General features: G+C 58.0%; 20 protein-coding genes. 12 read left to right on the top strand and 8 right to left on the bottom strand.

Annotation, left to right across the window (positions count from 1 at the left end; all coding sequences use genetic code 11):
* The first annotated feature begins 272 nt into the window (after window positions 1–272).
* The 3 genes from MHX65_RS01205 (at window position 273) to MHX65_RS01195 (ending at window position 4,085) form a co-directional block, all read left to right on the top strand.
* Complete coding sequence (locus MHX65_RS01205) at window positions 273–1,019, top strand: Bax inhibitor-1/YccA family protein (protein WP_255716968.1); 747 nt, start codon at window positions 273–275, stop codon at window positions 1,017–1,019.
* 369 nt (window positions 1,020–1,388) lie between these two features.
* Entirely contained in the window at window positions 1,389–2,114 is a 726-nt protein-coding gene (locus MHX65_RS01200) for a DUF3558 domain-containing protein (protein ID WP_239267974.1), read from the top strand.
* A gap of 306 nt (window positions 2,115–2,420) precedes the next feature.
* Window positions 2,421–4,085, top strand: a complete 1,665-nt coding sequence (locus MHX65_RS01195) for a hypothetical protein (protein ID WP_239267972.1) — start codon at window positions 2,421–2,423, stop codon at window positions 4,083–4,085.
* A gap of 57 nt (window positions 4,086–4,142) precedes the next feature.
* On the opposite strand, the gene MHX65_RS01190 is transcribed toward MHX65_RS01195, so the two are convergent.
* The 3 genes from MHX65_RS01190 to MHX65_RS01180 form a co-directional block, all read right to left on the bottom strand.
* Entirely contained in the window at window positions 4,143–4,415 is a 273-nt protein-coding gene (locus MHX65_RS01190) for a thiamine biosynthesis protein X (RefSeq protein WP_239267970.1), read from the bottom strand.
* A 56-nt stretch (window positions 4,416–4,471) separates the two neighbouring features.
* Window positions 4,472–4,993, bottom strand: coding sequence for a transcription elongation factor GreA (gene greA / locus MHX65_RS01185; protein WP_005280026.1), 522 nt, complete (start codon window positions 4,991–4,993; stop codon window positions 4,472–4,474).
* 120 nt (window positions 4,994–5,113) lie between these two features.
* Window positions 5,114–5,584 (bottom strand): DUF4307 domain-containing protein, encoded by a 471-nt coding sequence (locus MHX65_RS01180; protein ID WP_239267968.1) that lies wholly within the window; start codon window positions 5,582–5,584, stop codon window positions 5,114–5,116.
* A gap of 92 nt (window positions 5,585–5,676) precedes the next feature.
* Here MHX65_RS01180 and mca point away from each other — a divergent pair, with 92 nt between their 5' ends.
* From mca to MHX65_RS01165, 3 genes are read left to right on the top strand one after another with little or no spacing between them, the layout of a single operon-like run.
* Entirely contained in the window at window positions 5,677–6,567 is an 891-nt protein-coding gene (gene mca / locus MHX65_RS01175) for a mycothiol conjugate amidase Mca (RefSeq protein ID WP_239267966.1), read from the top strand.
* A gap of 3 nt (window positions 6,568–6,570) precedes the next feature.
* Window positions 6,571–6,882 (top strand): hypothetical protein, encoded by a 312-nt coding sequence (locus MHX65_RS01170; protein WP_239267964.1) that lies wholly within the window; start codon window positions 6,571–6,573, stop codon window positions 6,880–6,882.
* 18 nt (window positions 6,883–6,900) lie between these two features.
* Window positions 6,901–7,671, top strand: coding sequence for an isoprenyl transferase (locus tag MHX65_RS01165; RefSeq protein WP_284771501.1), 771 nt, complete (start codon window positions 6,901–6,903; stop codon window positions 7,669–7,671).
* 3 nt (window positions 7,672–7,674) lie between these two features.
* Here the strand turns inward: MHX65_RS01165 and coaA are convergent, their stop codons facing one another.
* Window positions 7,675–8,601, bottom strand: coding sequence for a type I pantothenate kinase (coaA, locus tag MHX65_RS01160; protein ID WP_239267962.1), 927 nt, complete (start codon window positions 8,599–8,601; stop codon window positions 7,675–7,677).
* A gap of 119 nt (window positions 8,602–8,720) precedes the next feature.
* On the opposite strand from coaA, the gene glyA reads away from it, so the two are divergent.
* Window positions 8,721–10,004, top strand: a complete 1,284-nt coding sequence (gene glyA / locus MHX65_RS01155) for a serine hydroxymethyltransferase (protein WP_005282107.1) — start codon at window positions 8,721–8,723, stop codon at window positions 10,002–10,004.
* Here glyA and MHX65_RS01150 read toward each other — a convergent pair.
* Window positions 10,001–10,405, bottom strand: coding sequence for a DUF5997 family protein (locus tag MHX65_RS01150; protein WP_438802133.1), 405 nt, complete (start codon window positions 10,403–10,405; stop codon window positions 10,001–10,003). The two genes, glyA and MHX65_RS01150, sit on opposite strands and share 4 nt — an antisense overlap.
* Window positions 10,406–10,440: 35 nt before the next feature.
* Between MHX65_RS01150 and MHX65_RS01145 the strand changes: the two genes are divergently transcribed.
* The 5 genes from MHX65_RS01145 (at window position 10,441) to MHX65_RS01125 (ending at window position 14,306) form a co-directional block, all read left to right on the top strand.
* A complete protein-coding gene (locus MHX65_RS01145) occupies window positions 10,441–11,115 on the top strand; it encodes a LysR family transcriptional regulator substrate-binding protein (protein ID WP_239267960.1) in 675 nt (224 codons plus the stop codon).
* Window positions 11,116–11,261: 146 nt separating this feature from the next.
* Entirely contained in the window at window positions 11,262–11,870 is a 609-nt protein-coding gene (locus MHX65_RS01140; protein WP_239267958.1) for an LGFP repeat-containing protein, read from the top strand.
* Window positions 11,871–12,106: 236 nt separating this feature from the next.
* On the top strand, window positions 12,107–13,471 hold the full coding sequence (locus MHX65_RS01135; protein WP_239267957.1) for a PhoH family protein: 1,365 nt from the start codon (window positions 12,107–12,109) through the stop codon (window positions 13,469–13,471).
* A 77-nt stretch (window positions 13,472–13,548) separates the two neighbouring features.
* A complete protein-coding gene (locus tag MHX65_RS01130; RefSeq protein WP_005280037.1) occupies window positions 13,549–14,127 on the top strand; it encodes a GNAT family N-acetyltransferase in 579 nt (192 codons plus the stop codon).
* Window positions 14,128–14,162: 35 nt separating this feature from the next.
* Window positions 14,163–14,306, top strand: coding sequence for a hypothetical protein (locus MHX65_RS01125; protein WP_239267955.1), 144 nt, complete (start codon window positions 14,163–14,165; stop codon window positions 14,304–14,306).
* Here the strand turns inward: MHX65_RS01125 and MHX65_RS01120 are convergent.
* The 3 genes from MHX65_RS01120 to MHX65_RS01110 form a co-directional block, all read right to left on the bottom strand.
* A complete protein-coding gene (locus tag MHX65_RS01120; protein WP_239267953.1) occupies window positions 14,303–15,871 on the bottom strand; it encodes an MDR family MFS transporter in 1,569 nt (522 codons plus the stop codon). The genes MHX65_RS01125 and MHX65_RS01120 overlap by 4 nt on opposite strands.
* A complete protein-coding gene (locus tag MHX65_RS01115) occupies window positions 15,865–16,488 on the bottom strand; it encodes a TetR/AcrR family transcriptional regulator (protein ID WP_239267951.1) in 624 nt (207 codons plus the stop codon). Before MHX65_RS01115 ends, MHX65_RS01120 begins: the two co-directional genes overlap by 7 nt.
* Before the next feature lie 217 nt (window positions 16,489–16,705).
* Window positions 16,706–18,106, bottom strand: a complete 1,401-nt coding sequence (locus MHX65_RS01110) for a class II fumarate hydratase (RefSeq protein ID WP_239267949.1) — start codon at window positions 18,104–18,106, stop codon at window positions 16,706–16,708.
* Between the last annotated feature and the right edge of the window lie 4 nt (window positions 18,107–18,110).

Raw genomic sequence — 18,110 nt, 5'->3', positions numbered from 1 at the left:
ACGCGTACACACTGCGTGGGCCGTCCACTAAAGAGTGCCTAAAAACTACCCCCGGTACCCGATATCCGCACCGGTCGGTACTCGATACCGCCCTACCGGTACTAAATAGCGTCGCGCGTCAGGAGAGACCTGTTCAGTAATAAATTTCTTGGAATCTTGAACAAATTATTCTAAATGAGGAACTTTGTGGGGCGTGATGACGTTGATCTCCATGAGAAAGATGATTCGTACATCACTGAGAAAGGACAACCGTGCGTTCAAGCAATCCGGTTATGACCTCGCTGACTGAAACTAACCAGCAGCAGAACCCCGGCTACGCGAGCGAAGCCCCTCGCCCCATGACCGTGGATGACGTCGTCACCAAGACGGGCATCACCCTCGGCGTTATTATCGTGGCCGCTGCTATCAACTTCTACCTAGGCACCATGAACCCAGGCACCGCGATGATGCTTATGCTGGTCGGCGGCATCGGCGGATTCATCACCGTACTGGTGGCCTCCTTTGGTCGTAAGTGGGGTTCCCCGGCTGCGACCCTCATCTATGCGGTATTCGAAGGCCTTTTCGTTGGTGGATTCTCCTTCGTCTTCGCTAACAGCACCATCGGTGGTTCTAATGGCATGGCGCTGATCGGCCAGGCAATCGTTGGCACCATCGGCGTGTTCATCGGCATGCTCATTGTCTACAAGACCGGTGCAGTAAAGGTCACTCCAAAGTTCACTAAGATTTTGGTCGGCCTCATTGCAGGTGTCGCGGTAATGGCTCTCGCTAACTTCTTGGGCGCCATCTTCTTCGACTTCAACCCGCTGCGCGATGGTGGCCCCCTCGCCATCATCTTCTCCTTGGTCTGCATTGTCTTGGCTGCTCTGTCCTTCCTGACCGACTTTGACCAAGCAGACCGCCTTATCCGTGCCGGCGCTCCTGCCAAGCAGGCATGGGGCGTAGCCCTTGGCTTGGCCGTGACCTTGGTCTGGCTCTACACCGAAATCCTTCGCCTGTTGAGCTACGTTCAGCGCAACTAAGCCTCTCTACGCTTTCGGCCCGCACTTCGGTGCGGGCCATTTTTGTGTTTTCCTTTGGCTTACGGGCGTGTAATTATTGGGGTAATTCAGGGGGTATTAAGCCGTTCTTTAGGTTTTAAGCGGGTAGGAGCGGGCTTTCAGGTCAAAGACAGTCAATGAGCAGTTAATTTCACCATTTGAAAAGATTTAAATGTGGCGAATGAGGATAATGAGATAGTTAAATATTGACTAATTTGCGCTCTCAACGAGAAATTCTTGCACGATTCATGCATGCTATGTGGCGGGAACGGGAAACCGGAAGGTAGAGAGTTCTCTCCTCTATTTTCTTCTCGTTCCAGCTCGTCTAAAAGGAGTAACCGAAGGATTGTTGTGAAACGTCAGGCAACCGTAGCAGCGCTGGTAGTCAGCTCGGTCACGCTGAGTGGCTGCGCTGCGGAAGTCGGCTCGAAGAGCGCATCAGAAGATGCCGCGATGACGGCAGAAACTGATGGCACTAGTTCGGTCGATGGCGCGGGTAATGCCAACGGGAGCCAGGGGGATGATGTGGAAGACAATCCGGGGGATTCGGAACACCCCGAAGGCGAGCACTCGAGGGCCGGCGCCGGTCTTCGGGGGGAGACCGGCGCCACGGGAGATGAGGATTCCGGGGCACTACCGCCACCGGGAGAATTTGATCCTGCTGATCCAGATTTCGAGCTATTCGATCCATGTACGGAAATTCCGCCGGACAGGCTGGAGGAAATTGGTTTAGAACCACGAATACTCGATTATCGAAAAGAGCCGGGGCACTATTTTTGCAATTTTGCATCGAATGGGAGGAATTTTTCTGAAAGCATTCTAGTCTCTGCAGCTAGCGATTCAACTGCTATTGATGGGCTAGAGTTAAATGAAGATCTTCGACAAAAAGATGAAACAGCAGATATCGAAGGTATTCACCTATTTAACTCTGAGCTTTTTAAAGATTCCCAGTGTAATGGATATCTTTCTACCAGCCGAGGAACGATTACCGTCGGCATAAATGATGTCACACCACAGTCAAGTGCAATGAAGAGATGTCAATTGGTTGCTGAACTCATTACTAATCTCAAACAATAGTCGTGTTTTGGGGGAAACATGCTTGTTAGTGTCAAAAATCTACAACGAAATACCAGCATAATATCTGATCTATACCGTCGAGCTCAGTCACTAAAGGACCGAGTAAATAGCCCTCTTAATTCGGGCTTTTCGAATGTGTCGGGAATTGATCACGTAGGGGGTGTGCACGAAAGGACACTTACCACCGACCCGGGGTCGGCTAAAGGGACGCTCCTGGACTATGCCTCGCAAGTCGAATGGTTGTCGCAGGCTCTTGCCCGAGAAGCTCGAGGCTTTGAAGCCCAAGAAACTGCAAATAGTAGGGCGATGGATATCGCTGATGCGGGTGGTGAGATTGGCGTTGAATCAATGCCGATTATGGATCAGCCGGAGCCGGGGTATAGCCCCTTCGCCTTTACTCCTCCGGTAGTTAACGTCGGCACGTCGATTACCAAGTTGGCAACGGACTTGATGTCCACGCAGATTTGGAGTGTGTCTGAAGCTAATGCGCGTTGGGCGTCGTTAGGTTCTGAGGTTCGGGAGATCGTGAGCGGTCTTGAAGAAGCCGCAGGCTCCTTGGAAAGTGAGAATGACAGCGAAACCACGTCGCGGGCGGCGGCGAAGATTAGGGAAGTGGCAGCCTCCGGGAAACACTTTGTGGCCAATGCCGCAGCAATGGGAGAAAAGCTTACTGGGTTCCACTCGCGGTTGATGATGATTCAGCCTTCGGCGATGGCCATGGCGATGGATATTATGAAAATCCCTGATCCAGCGAAGCGAAAAATTGCAGAGAAGGCGGCGTTGGCAAAGCTGCAGCCGGATCTCCAGAGGTTTGCCATCGACGCCATGCCTAATCAACATCCGCTGATGGAACAGTCGCCGGCATCCGGAGGCGGCGGCGTAGATGCTGGCTTGTCAGGTGTGGAGGGCGATGGCCAGAAATATAACACCGACAACGTCGTCTGGCCGCGTGCAATTCAGGAAGCTATTGCTCGCGGCGATGTGGGCCCGGGAAACTTCGACGTGGCTAATGGTACGGTCCACGATTTGGAATCCGTCGGCATGACTCCTGAGGAAACTGCCGCGTTCCAGGAGCAATTGCATGCAGATGGCAGAAGGGCGCTTTCTGAGCTAGGCGTGGGCGACGGTATAGATATCAGCGGTCGCGATATCGCAACCAGTGGGGCCTCACTTCCTGGGGCGACGGCATCGCATGGCCACTTAGGATCTATGCCAACGGCAGGTGCCGCTCCCGGTACCTCGGGTATTGGTGCTGGAGCTGGCAGCGGTAGCGGCGGACTCGGTTCTACCGGGATGGGAGCACCGCTTGGTGTTGGACGTGGAACTGGTTCTGGTAACGGAGCCGGATCCGGGGTCGGCACAGGAACCGGTATTGCCGGTGCAGCAGGTGGTCCTGGCGTCGGCGGGCGAACTGGACGTGGAAACACTGGTGCGCTTCGTGGTGGCGGATTCAATTCGCTGGCCGGGCTCGGCAGCGGGGCCATCGGTACGGGCGGAAGGCCTGGTTCTGGGGCAGGTGGAAATATGGGTGCACTCGTAAATTCCGCCCCAGGTTTGGGAGCTGGCGGAACTGCTGCGCGCGGCGGAGTAGGAATGCGCGGCGGTGCCGGTGAGGGTGTCGGCGCCCGCGGCGTGGGAGGCGCGCTTCCTCGGGCCGCAGGTGAAGCTGCTGGCAATAGCAGCGGCGGTAACGGTAGCCGCGGACACCTAGAAAGGGGCGCTGCGCGTGAAGCTGTGGTGCGCGGGGGAGGCGCCGCCAATAGTACCGGTGCTAAAACCGGTGCCGGGAGACCGGCCGCTGGCATGCGCGCCCTTGCGCCGATGATGGGAACGCGGGGTCAGGGAAATGACAAGAACCGGGTGAAGGCGGTAACCACGCAGGTGGAGCGCGATCCGAATAAGCGGGATCTGTTGGGCGAGCCGCCGGCGGTCGTGCCTGGGGTCATCGGCAATTGGGCGCGAGAATCCTAGCCAGTGAATTGTGGAAAGAAAAAGGGCTGAAGGAAATAATCCTTCAGCCCACTTCTTTTATTGCGGCAGTTGCGTCGCGGTGGCCTTTGGCTGCTGCTCAGGTTCCTCGACCCCGTTTTGCAGGCCCTCCGGATCCACTTCGGTCTCGGTGGTGGCAGCAGACGAGGACGTCTCGGCATCCTTCTGCGCCGGTGCTTCGCCGGTAAAGGTCGATGCATTGTCGATCTTGCCGGATTCAGAATCTTGCTGATTCGGCGGGTGGCATGCGGCCAAGGAAAGGCCGGCGGCAAATACTAATCCAGCGGTAGCGAAACGGGAGAATTTCTTCATGGGGATGTGCTCTTTCTCCAGAGTAGTGAAGGCGGTAGTGGGGTAGATGGAGGGAATTAGGACTCGCGCGGGGTGGCAGCCTTGGCGGAATCGTACGGGGCGGCCGACTCGATGGTTACTGAGATGGTCTTACCATTTGGTGCGGAGTACTCGCGGGTTTCACCCTCCTGTGCGCCGATGATGGCGGCGCCCAGCGGGGACTGCTCGGAGTAGGTCTCCAAGTCCTTGTTATCGGTCGCAGCAGCGCGGGTGCCGATGAGGAAGGTTTCCTTATCGTCCTTGTTGCCGTTGTAGTACACGTGAACGACGCTGCCGGTGTAGGCAACGCCCTCCTGCATGGTGCCACGCTCGGTGGTGGAGTTAGCCAGCAGCTCAGAAATCTGCTTGATGCGGGCCTCTTCCTGGTCCTGCATCTCGCGGGCGGCATCGTAGCCGGCGTTTTCTTTCAGGTCGCCCTCTTCGCGGCGCTCATTGATTTCCGCTGCAACCTCAGGGCGGTGATCGATAAGCTCCTGCAGCTCGGTCTCGAGCTTTGCCTTGGTTTCTGGGGTGATGTACTGCTTTTGCTGCTCAGCCATTCTAAAACCTTCCGTGCTGTGGAATAGTGGTCAAAGCCCCGCGATGGTGGCGGGACCGAAGTTAAGTATGCAACCAGGCAAATGCCCAGTTCTAGGCTGTACAAATCCTAGCACATGGAGCTAGCGACTTTCCGCGTAGTCGGGGTTGTCCATATCCAGGTAATCCGGGATATTGCCGGAGCAGCCATAGGCGCCACCGGCGACGGCGCGGGCATTGGTGGGGACATCGACGGCAATGCGATGCGTTTCTTTTCCGCCGGCGGGAACGGCAAATTCGCGGCGGCCTACCTCGGATTTGGAGTAATCGTAGGCCTGCACGATGCAATAGGCGTCTTCATCGGTGTGATTGCGGGTCACATCGACCCAGACGCGCGTGGTGTCATCACTGAGAACCTCCTGGGTGACCATAGAGATCTGAGCATTGACGGATTCTTTTTCCCGAAAATACTGGAAACCGTAATAAAGAAGGGTGACGAGCATGGCGGCGAAAATCAACACCAGCGCCTTATTGGTCCAGCTACCAGAGTTCTTTTGTGATTTATCGCGCGAGCCGTAGCGCGCGGCGGAGCGAGAATTTCCGGCGGAAGTCATAGCCCTACTTTAACCGAGGAGTACCATTTTCCCATTATCTACTAAGATAGTGATCTGTTCTAAAAGCTAGTTTTAAAGGGGATGGATTTTCAGTGAGCGACTTTCGCCTCCTAGCAATCCACGCACACCCGGACGATGAATCCTCTAAGGGTGCTGCGACTACGGCCCGTTACGCTGCAGAAGGTGCGGATGTAATGGTGCTGACCTGCACCGGTGGTGAACGCGGTGACATTATTAACCCGGCTATGGACCGTCCTGGCGTTAAGGAAAACATGGCTGAGGTACGCCGCGAGGAAATGGCTAAGGCAGCCCGCGCGCTTGGGGTCCAACACCAGTGGTTAGGCCACGTTGATTCCGGCCTGCCGGATCCTGAGGAAGGCAAGAGCATGGAAGACCTTTTGCCGGAAGGCTGCTTTGCCCTGATGGGTGATGATGCGGCGGCCCAGGAAATGGTGCGCGTTATTCGCTCGTTCCGCCCGCAGGTCATCATTACCTATGACGAAAATGGCGGCTACCCGCACCCAGACCACCTCATGGTCCACCGAGCATCTATGATTGCGTGGGAAAAAGCCGGTGACCCTGACTACCACCCAGAATTGGGCGAGCCCTGGGAGCCGCTGAAGCTGTACTACTCGCATGGCTTTGTGTACCAGCGCATGAAGATGTTCCACGATCTCCTCCTTGAGGAGGGCAAACCCAGCCCGTATGGTCCTATGCTGGCGCGCTGGGATACGGCTTTTGGCGATATCATGGCTCGCGTTACCACGCAGGTGGAGTGCGCCGATTACTTCCAAAACCGCGACGATGCGCTGCGGGCGCACGCGACGCAGATCGATCCTGCGGGCGCATTCTTGGCCACCTCCGTGGAGGTTCAACAGCGTCTGTGGCCTACAGAAGAGTTTGAATTAGCTAAGACCCGAGTATCGACGTCGCTGCCGGAAAATGATTTATTTGCGGGCATTGAAAAGAACGAGGAGACTTAAAGCATGAGCGTCTATGACTCCCTTTTCTTGGCTGCGCACGATGTCACTGTCCTTGCGCAAGGCACAGAAGGTGCTGAGGGTGGGCCAATGGGGCCCGAGTTTGGCAAAGCCTCGCCCATCGGACTGCTCATCTTGGCCATCTTGGGCGTTGCCGTGCTGGTAGCGGGCTGGAACTTCCACCGCCGCTATTCGCGCTTCCGTCGGCGCACCATGTTCGCTGAAGACCACGGAATCGATCCATTCGACGAAGAAGCAGTGGATGCGGCGCTCAAGGAAGCTGGCCTTTACGATAACCGCAAGAAGTCGATTTTCTAAGCGGCTGGAGTAATCAACGTGACATTTCTCAAGCGGCTGATGTACCCCTTGTATGAAGCACGCCTCGTGCGGCTTATCAAGGGCAGACCGCAGCCGAAGCACGTGGCGATCATGGCTGACGGCAACCGCCGCTGGGCGCGGGAAGCCGGGTTTACAGATATTAGCCACGGCCACCGCCAAGGGGCGAAGAAAATTGGAGAGATGATCGCGTGGTGCCGCGATACCGATATTGAGGTAGTCACCATCTACCTCTTATCCACGGAGAACTTGAAGCGCAGCCAGCAGGAAGTGCAGCTACTTTTTGACATCATCTCTGATGTGGTCACGCATCTGTCCCAGGGAGATCTGGATTGCCAGGTTCGTCTTGTGGGTAACTTAGGGTTGTTGCCCGCGCCGGTAACACAGCGCATGGTCGATGCCGCCGAGGAAACCAAGGATAACCAAGGGGTCATCGTCAATGTGGCTGTGGGCTACGGTGGGCGCCAAGAAATCGTTGATGCCGTTCAGAAGCTGGTGCGCAGCGAGGCTGAAAAGGGCACCAGCGCTGCCGAGATGGCGGACCGAGTCACCGCAGACTCGATCACGGAACACCTATATACCAAGGGCCTGCCGGACCCAGACTTGGTGATCCGCACCTCCGGCGAGCAGCGTCTTTCCGGATTCCTGCTGTGGCAAGCGGCCTATTCAGAAATCTGGTTCACCGATACCTATTGGCCGGCGTTCCGGAAGGTAGATTTCCTGCGCGCGCTGCGTGATTATTCGCAGCGTTCGCGCCGCTTTGGTAAGTAGCGGCTAGATTTTTCGCATGCGGACCTGTTCAACCAGGTGATGCGATCCCTTCTTCAATACCAGCGATGCGCGCACGCGGGTGGGTAGGATATTTTCCACCAAGTTTGGCAGGTTAATGGATTGCCAAATCTCGCGGGCCTGGGCGCGCGCCTGCTCGTCGTTCATATCGGCATAAGCAGCGAAGTGGGCATTGGGCCGGCGGAATTCGGTGTGGCGCAGCGTGAGGAAGCGGTCGATGTACCACTGTTCAATATCGTCCGTGCGGGCGTCGACGTAGACGGAGAAATCAAATAGATCCGCGATGGTTAAGGTGGGGCTGGTCTGGAGGACGTTGAGGCCTTCCAAAATCAAGATATCCGGCTGATTGACCTCTTGATAGCGATCTTTGACGATGTCATAGGTAATATGCGAATACAGCGGCGCTTTGACCACGGGTTTTCCGGATTTGACGTCGGTAACAAAGCGCATAAGTGCACGGCGGTCATAGGATTCGGGGAAACCCTTGCGCTTCATCAGTCCGCGGTCTTTAAGCGTTTGGGTGGGAAAGAGAAACCCGTCCGTGGTCACTAGGTCCACCTTCGGGTGAGAGTCCCATCGCTGTAGGAGCACTTGGAGGAGGCGGGCGGTGGTGGATTTACCCACGGCCACGGAACCGCCCACGCCGATGACGAAGGGCACGTGCGTGGGTGGGTTGCCCAAGAAGGCCTCGGTGGCGGCGGTGAGCTGCTGCCGGGCGGTGACCTGCATGTGGATAAGGCGGGAGAGGGGGAGGTAGACGTCTGCCACCTCGTCCAAATCAATGCGGTCGCCGATGCCGCGTAGCTCTTCTAGCTCGTTTTCTGTCAGCACCTGCGGCATGGATTTGCGGAGTTCACGCCAGGTTTCACGGTCAAAGTCGAGGTAGGGGCTTGAATCCAGGTTGCGCGCCATAACTTAATTGTCGCACGCGGCGATAAGGGAATGAAAAATTTGCCCCCTGTAAGGTAGCCGAAAGGTTATGATATGTAATAGTTCATACTGCTTCCTACCGAGAAGAGGACTAGTCTTTTATGGCTTCTTTTAATACTGACCTGCGCGATCTTGACCCAGATGTTTTCGGTGCTATCCAGGGAGAAATTTCCCGCCAGCGCGAAACCCTGGAAATGATCGCGTCTGAAAACTTCGTGCCGCGCGCCGTCTTGCAGGCACAGGGCTCTGTCCTGACCAATAAGTACGCCGAGGGCTACCCAGGGCGTCGTTACTATGGCGGCTGCGAGCACGTCGACGTCGTTGAGGATCTTGCCCGCGACCGCGCGAAGGCGCTCTTCAACGCGGAATTTGCCAACGTGCAGCCGCACTCCGGCGCGCAGGCTAATGCCGCAGTCCTGTCCAGCATCGCGGAACCGGGCGATAAGATCCTCGGCCTGTCCTTGGCCCACGGTGGACACCTGACCCACGGCATGAAGCTGAACTTCTCCGGCAAGCTTTACGATGTCGCAGCTTATGGCGTGGACCCAGAGACCATGCGCGTGGACATGGATAAGCTGCGCGAGCAGGCACTTAAGGAGAAGCCAAAGGTTATCATCGGCGGTTGGTCCGCTTACCCGCGCACCCTGGATTTCGCGGCCTTCCGCGAAATCGCCGATGAGGTGGGCGCTTACCTGTGGGTTGATATGGCCCACTTCGCGGGCTTGGTTGCCGCGGGCCTGCACCCGAACCCTGTCGAGCACGCCGATATCGTCTCCACCACCGTGCACAAGACCTTGGGCGGTCCGCGCTCCGGCATGATCTTGGCCAAGCAGGAGTACGCAAAGAAGCTGAACTCCAACGTCTTCCCGGGTCAGCAGGGTGGACCGCTGATGCACGCGGTGGCGGCAAAGGCCATTTCCATGAAGATTGCGGCCAGCGAGGAATTCAAGGAGCGGCAGGAGCGCACCCTTGAGGGCGCCCGCATTCTGGCCGATCGCCTCTTGGCAGAAGACACTCAGGCAGCTGGCGTGGACGTTGTGTCCGGCGGCACCGATGTCCACCTCGTCTTGGTCGATCTGCGCAACTCGCAGCTCGATGGTCAGCAGGCAGAAGACCTCCTGCACCAGGTAGGAATCACCGTCAACCGCAATGCGGTCCCGAACGATCCTCGTCCGCCGATGGTCACCTCGGGCCTGCGCATCGGCACCTCCGCCCTGGCCACCCGTGGCCTCGATGCGGAAGCCTTCACCGAGGTTGCCGATGTCATCGGTACCGCCTTGGCGCAGGGCAATAACGCCGATGTCGAGGCACTTCGCCGGCGCGTCGACAAGATCGCGGAGGACTACCCGCTGTATGAGGGCCTCGAGGACTGGAAGCTGGTTTAGTCCTTATCTTCTAAAGCATCCTCTGCGGCGTCCTTGTGAACGTCGTGGCCGCGAGCCTGCGCCAGCGTGGCGCGGGCTTGCTGCAGCCACTCCGGCTGCTTTTCCAAAAGCTCGCTGATTTCCGCGGTGGTCAGCGGCTTATCCATGTCGTTCTTCTTTAGCGCGGTAACGGAAATGCCCAGTTTGTGGGCAACTTCTTGCCGGGGGTGGGGGCCTTCGCGGCGCAGCGTTTGCAGCCACTGCGGGGGATTGTGCTGCAGCTCACGCAGTTCCTCGTGGCTGACCGCGCTATTTTGAAATTCTTCAGGCGCGGCGGGCAGATAGATATTCAGCTTCTTAGCGGCGGTCTGCGCGCGCATCGCGGTACCGGACGGTTGCTGTTGGTTATGTTGTTCACTCACGGTTTAACCGTAGCACTTTCAGTAGACTGTGCTCCATGCTGCGCTTAGCCTTTGTGACCGGTACGGAACCTGGAAAATGGTTTCAGAGATTTCAGGACAATACTGCCCACGGCGGTTTATCCACCGTCGATGCGGATGACAGCATGGCAGAATTGCTCGCAGGTCACGTGGATCTGGCGCTAACGCGCCTGCCGGATCCGCGGGTGGATGACTCTTTCCACGTGGTGCGCCTTTATGAGGAGGCCCCCGGCCTTGCGGTTCCAAAAGACTCGGTCTATGCGGAGGTGGGTGAGGCGCTTGCGCTTGCCGATGTCTCGGATGAGCACCTCAACTACCGCCTCACCGATGCCGGCGAGGTCGATATCGCCGCCGTACGAGAGGCCCTGCAGGTGGTCGCGGCCAATGTGGGCATCGCCATCGCACCGCTGCCGCTATTAAAAATCCTCAGCAAGAAACAGGTGGTTCCGCTCGCGCTCAAGGATAGCGGCGTGCCGGTGACGGAAATTGCCTTGGTTTGGCGGAAGGCGGAGGATGGCGAGGCCATCCAGGACTTTGTGGGCATCGCTAAGGGCCGCACCGCTCGCTCCTCCAGGCAGGAAAAGCCGAAGCGCACCGCCCGTGAAAAAGCTAAAGCCAAACAGTCTCGAAGGATTGTTAAAAATCCGTTACAGAAACAAAAGAAGTGCCCTAAGCAGCGCAAACGACGATGATATGAGGGTTGATCCGCGCTAACCCCGTTGCACACGGTGGCAAGGAAGTGCATTTGGGGTATACCGTTGGCTGCGCTCGCCACAATGGCGGCTTAAACCTACAACGAACTAATTTTTCAGCTGAAAATCGAAAGGTAGATCCAGAAATGCGCAAGATGACTCGTCGTATTGCAGGTGGCTTCGCGGCCGCAACCCTTTCCGTTGCTCTCGTTGCATGCTCGGACGCAGAGGACGCCGCCGATGACGCTAAGGATAGCGCTGGCTCCGTAGCCGCAGACGCCTCGGATGCTGCCGGCTCTGCCGCATCCGATGCCACCGACGCCGCTGGTTCCGCCGCCGAAGAGGCAACCGGCTCCAAGGACGGTGATGCAGAGGGCGCCAAGGGCGAAACCCAGACCATCACCACTGCACATGGCGAAGAAGAAGTTCCCGCTGATCTTGCAGCTGCCATCGAGGAAAAGCAGGCCGAGTGGGGCGACGTGCAGAGCATAGAGTCCTCCGATGAAGGCACCCTGGCTACCTTCGAGGGTGGCAAGTACTTGGCATACTCTGAGGAGACTGGTGCGCAGCCGGTCATCGGCAAGATTGCTGAAACCTGGGTAAACGAGGGCGGACTCGCTTCCTCCGTTGGCCTGCCTACCAAGCCAGAGGCTGACGCAGTCGAGGCGAACGGCTGGACCCAGGAGTTTAGCAACGGCACCATCTCCTGGACTGAGGGTGAAGACGGCACCTTCGCGGCCGATATCAACGCCTAAAAGCTAAAAGTCGGCGCCCTGCCCACGCGGCGCGTCGATTACCTCTCGCCACGATCCCTGCGGCTTTCCCGCAGGGATCTGTCGTTTTCTTAAAGTTCATCTTCCACCCATGTGATTTCAACCTTGGGTGCTTAGGTTGGGTGGCAGCCCCTAAGAGTTCGCAGCACTAGCGGCTCTAGGGGGCAGACAAGGAAGAACAGCTTTCTACCGCTTTACAAAGGAAGATTCCTGCCATCATGACTCGCCCCTCTGTACTTTCTACTGCACTAGGCACCACGGAAAATGACGTCGCTACCAAGACCTACGTGCTTGATACCTCGGTTTTATTATCTGACCCGTGGGCGCTGCGAAAATTTGCCGAACACGAGGTCGTCCTTCCCGTCGTGGTTATCTCTGAATTGGAAGGAAAACGTCATCACCCAGAGCTTGGCTGGTTCGCCCGCCAAGCTCTTCGCTTTTTGGAAGAGCTGCGCGCTACCTATGAGGCGCTCGACCAGCCCGTTCCGGTCAACGTGGACGGCGGTACCTTGCGGGTAGAGCTCAACCACCAAGACCAATCGCTCTTGCCGGCCGCATTCCGCGGGCCGGAAGGAGACCACCGCATCTTGGCCTGCGCCTTGAACCTGGCACACGAAGGCAAGGACACGGTTCTTGTTACCAAGGACGTGCCGCTGCGCGTTAAGGCTGGCGCCGTGGGCGTGCAGGCCGATGAATATCACGCTCAGGACGTCATTTTGACCGGGTACTCCGGTATGGCCACCGCCTATACCACCACGGATGTCATCGATGCCCTCTACAGCGATGGGGAAGTGCTGCTCGATGGGGTCGTCACGGACGATGACACCCCAGTGGAAGACTTGCCGGTGCACTGCGGCATCACCTTGGTCGGCGGCGCGCAATCTGCCCTGGGCCGCATTCTGCCGGACGGGGCGGTGCGCCTGGTGCGCGGCGATCGAAATGCCTTTGGCCTGCAGGGGCGTTCGGCGGAACAGCGCATCGCCCTCGATCTCCTGTTGGATCCGGAAGTCGGCATCGTGTCCATCGGTGGTAGGGCAGGCACCGGCAAATCCGCGCTGGCCTTATGCGCCGGCTTGGAGGCGGTCTTAGAGCGCGGTGAACATCGCCGCATCGTGGTCTTTCGGCCGATGTACGCCGTCGGCGGGCAGTCGCTGGGTTACCTGCCGGGCTCTGAGTCAGAGAAGATGAACCCGTGGGCCCAAGCGGTCTATGACACCTTGGAAGGCTTAGTCTCTGACAACGTGCTGGAGGAGATCCACGAACGCGGGCTCATCGAGGTCCTGCCCCTAACCCATATTCGCGGCCGTTCTTTGCACGATGCCTTCGTTATCGTGGACGAGGCGCAGTCGCTGGAGCGCAATGTTTTGCTTACCGTGCTCTCGCGCTTGGGGGAAGGCTCGCGAGTAGTGCTCACCCATGACGTTGCCCAGCGCGATAACCTGCGGGTGGGCCGCCACGATGGGGTACAGGCGGTCATCGAAAAGCTCAAGGGCCATGAGCTTTTCTCGCACATTACCCTTCAGCGATCGGAGCGCTCTGCCATTGCGGAGCTAGTAACGGATCTATTGGAGGGCAATGATTAAGGGAGAGATGAAAGCGTGTTCGCAGACAGCGAATTTAATCAAATTTATATGGCAAAAATCACCTAAGACCAGTAATAATGGTGCCTATGAGCGAGAACGCCAAGCAGACGTCTGCGGACGAAAAGAAAAAGGATTTCCGTATCCGGCCTTTCACGTCGGCCGATTACCCGCAGATGCGGGAGATCTACGAGCAGGGCCTGCAAACCGGCCATGCCACCTATGAGACCCGTTCCTTGACCTATGAGGAGTTTACGAACTCCAAAATCATGGCTTCGGTGCACGTAGCCGTTGAGGCGGACGATGATTCCAAGGTATTGGGGTGGGTTTCGGCCGCCCCGATTTCATCGCGCACCGTCTTCCACGGCGTGGTGGAGGATTCCATCTACTTGGGATCTGATGCCCAAGGCCGTGGCATCGCCGGGGCCTTGCTCGATTGCCTCATTGAGGTGTGCAAGGATCTGCACAAGTGGGCCATCCACTCCTGGATTTTCCCGGAAAATGAAGGCTCTGCGGGCCTGCACAAGTCCCGCGGCTTTGAAAAGGTCGGCACCTACTCCCACATGGCCAAGATGACCTATGGCGAGTTGGCCGGTCAGTGGCGCGATACCGATGTCTACGAGCTCCTGCTCCCCAAGCCGGAGGAAAAGAACCGCTAAATACACTGTGCCTAGTAACCACGAAGGCCGTAGCGATGCCGAGGGAATTAATAATCTCGGCCGCTACGGCCTTTAGTCGTTTTCTACTTCGCGAGGCCGCCGGGTGGGTAGCCGAGGGCGGACTCGATGGGGGCATCGGCAAGCAGCAGGCTATCGCGCAGCGCATGCAGCTCCCCTAATCGATCGTCTCCTTCAGGCGCTCTTCGCGCAGGGGAAGCAGGACGATCAGGGCGATGATGACGAGCGGGACCATCAGCGCGATGACCGGGGTGAGGCCATCGTTATAGGAATTGAGGATCGCCTGCTCGAGGGGCTCTGGCAGGGAAGAAACCATATCCGGGGTGAGGCTATTGGCATTGCCATTGGCGTTATTAAACTTTTCAGCATAGGCCGCGCCCTCGGGGCCCAGCTGCTGGATGGCCCGCGGCAGGCGGTTGGCCATCTCATCCTGCATGTTGTTGATGAACATGGAACCGACCAGGGAAGCGCCCAGGGCAGAACCGATCTGGCGGAAGAAGTTATTCGCCGCGGTGGCCGTGCCCACCTGAGACAGTGGGAAAGAGTTCTGGACGATGAGCACGAGCACCTGCATGACCATGCCCAGGCCGATGCCGAAGGCGAGGAACTCGAAGCCGAGCTGTGTGAGCGAGGTGTCTACCGAGAGGCGGGACATCCAGAACAGGGCGCCTGCGGTAATGGCTAGGCCGATGAGGGGGTAGATCTTGTAGCGGCCGGTGCGGGCGATGATGAAGCCAACTCCGGTGGAGGTGCCGATAAGGCCAACCATCATTGGAATCATCATCAGGCCAGCGTTGGTGGGCGATAGGGTGTGGACCATCTGCAGGTAGGTGGGCATATAGCCCAGCACGCCGAACATGGCCAGACCCAAGATGACGCCGGACAGGGTGGTTAGGGCCATGTTGCGGTTCTTGAAGAGGCGAACCGGGATGAGCGGCTCGGCAGCGCGCAATTCCACGATGGTGGTAATGATCGCGCCGACGAGGGTGATGGCGCCGAGGGTGAGGATCATGGAGGAATCCCAGTCGTACTCGGTGCCGCCCCAGGTGGTCATGAGGATTAGGGAAGCGGTGGTAATGGCGATGAAGGTGGCGCCGAGCCAGTCAAAGCGCTTCATATCGGCCTGGCCCACGCGCAGGTTGAGCACCAGGATGCAGACCACCATGGCCAGCAGGCCGAGCGGGATATTCATCCACATGCCCCAGCGCCAGCCGGGGCCATCAGTAAACCAGCCGCCCAAGACGGGGCCAAGGACGGAGGACAGGCCGAAGACACCGCCCATAATGCCCATGAACTTGCCACGCTCGCGGGAGGAGGTGACCTCGGCGATGATGGACTGCGAGGAGATCATCATGAACCCGGCGCCGAAGCCTTGCACGGCGCGGGCGATGATGAGCACCGTCATGGAATCGGCGAAACCGCCGATGGCGGAGCCCACGACGAAGACGGCGATGCCGCCAATGTAGAGCCACTTGCGGCCCAGCATGTCACCCAGCTTGCCGGAAATCGGCATGGCGATGGTCATGGTGACCAGGAATGCGGAGATGACCCAGCTCATGTGGTCAACGCCGCCAAGCTCACCAACAATCGTTGGCAAAGCGGAAGAGAAAATCATCTGGCCCAGCGAGCTCATCAACATGGTGAGCACCAGCGCAGAGAAGATGAGCCCCAGGTTATCCGCCCGCGACTGGCCCTGCGCAGGAGCCTTTTCGACTGTATCTACCATCGGATTCCTTTCATAACATCATTAATCAAAGTCAGTGAATCATTCAGACGCGAACTCAGGGCGTCGCTGCAATCGCTATCGGGGGCGGCGATGGAAAGCCACAGGGCCTCGCGGACCACACCGGCGATGACCATGGCCTCCGTTGCCGTGGAATGACCCTCCAGGATGCGCAGTTCCGGTTCCCGGTCAAGGCGCTCCTCAATGAGTCCAATAAGCTCGATGGATTTCGCCCGCTTGCGACTAATGGAGGCGGCGGCCGCCTCCGGGTCATTAGCAATGCGCTTGCGTCGCTCCCGAATCGTGGGATTAACGTGATGGCCCTCCATGTGCTGCTCCACCAGGTTAAGGACGAGCTCCATGATGTTGGTGGTGGGCTCGTGGAGGAAATACTCGCGCATTTCCGCGGTGAAGTCAGCGCTTGGTGCCCCGAGCACGGCGGATTCCTTCGAATCGAAATAATTAAAAAATGTGCGCCGAGAAATACCGGCTAGTTCGCAGATCTCTTCAATAGTGACCTCGCCAAAGGAATGCTTATCCACCAGTTCGGTGGCGGCATCCTCAATGCGTAGCCGTGTTTCTAGGCGTTTCTGCTCGCGTAGTGATAGTTCTTCTTGCACAGAATGCAACTTTACACTCGGTGCAAACTTGCACCAAGTGCAAAATGAGTGATTTTGTAGATGTGTACGCTGAATTTATGGCGCAAGTCACGGCATGTGCTTGCCGATGCCCCTTTTCTTTGCGCGCACTTCCCGTACCCGGTCATGTTCCCGGGCATGCAAAACCCCGCTCAGAAGCGATTTCCGAGCGGGGTTGCAGCGCTAAAGGCGGCTGAGGTTAGATATTGTCGCGCTCGCGGTTGGTCATGCTCAATACGTCCAAGCGCTTGTCCAGCTCTTCCTCGGTGAGGTTCTCGCCGTCAACAAAGCCCAAGTCGATTACGGCCTGGCGGACGGTGATCTTCTCATTGAGGGCGTGTTTTGCGGCCTTGGCGGCATTCTCGTAGCCGATGGCGGAGTTCAGCGGGGTCACGATGGAGGTGGAGGACTCCGCGAAGTGCTTCATTCGCTCCTCGTTGGCCTCGATGTGGTCGACGCACTTCTCAGCAAAGACGCGGGCGGAGTTGGCCAGCAGGCGAGCGGACTCGAGCACGTTGCGCGCCATCATCGGGATGAAGACGTTGAGCTCGAACTGTCCCTGCGCGCCGCCGAAGGCAACGGCTGCGTCATTGCCCACAACTTGGCCGGCCACCATGGTAACCGCCTCAGGGATAACCGGGTTGACCTTGCCCGGCATGATGGAGGAACCAGGCTGCAGGTCCTTCAGGTGGATTTCTGCCAGGCCGGTCAGTGGGCCGGAGCCCAGCATACGCAGGTCATTGGCAATCTTGTTGAAGGATACGGCCACCGAGCGCATGGCGCCGGAAAATTCTACGAGGCCGTCGCGGTTAGCCTGTGCCTCGAAGTGGTTTTCTGCTTCCTTCAGGTTCTCAACGCCGGTGAGCTTCTTGAGCTCCTCGGTCACCTTGCCGCCGAAATCAGCGGAGGTATTCAGGCCGGTGCCGGTGGCGGTACCACCGATGGCGAGCTCTCCCAAGCGCGGGAGGGTAGCCTCGATGCGCTCGATGCCGAGCTCCACCTGGCGGGCGTAGCCGCTGAACTCCTGGCCCAAGGTGATTGGGGTGGCGTCCATGAGGTGGGTGCGCCCGGCCTTGACGACGTCCGCGAATTCCTTCGCCTTCTTAGTCAAGGACTCGTGCAGGACCTTTAGGCCCGGAATGAGGTCATTGACAGCCGCTTCCGTAGCCGCCACGTGGGTGGCGGTGGGGAAGGTGTCATTGGAGGACTGGCCCATGTTGACGTCATCGTTCGGGTGAACCTCTACGCCCTGCTTATGCACCAAGGAGGCGATGACCTCGTTGGTGTTCATATTGGAAGAGGTGCCGGAGCCGGTCTGGAATACGTCGATGGGGAAGGCATCGTTGTGCTTGCCATCCGCGATTTCCTGTGCGGCGGCGATAATGGCGTCTGCCTTTTCTGCATCCAGGCTGCCGGAGTCCTTGTTGACCTGTGCGCATGCAGCCTTGAGCAGGCCAAGCGCACGAATCTGCGCATCTTCCAAGCCGCGGCCGGAAATAGGGAAATTGTTTACCGCGCGCTGGGTCTGTGCGCGCCACAGGGCATCAGCGGGAACTTTAACCTCGCCCATAGTGTCATGTTCGGTACGGTATTCGGTCATGAGA

The sequence above is a fragment of the Corynebacterium sp. ACRPS genome (assembly GCF_022346005.1).
Lineage (GTDB): Bacteria > Actinomycetota > Actinomycetes > Mycobacteriales > Mycobacteriaceae > Corynebacterium.
Note: the sequence above shows the minus strand (reverse complement) of the source record. Positions and strands in the feature narration are given on the sequence as shown.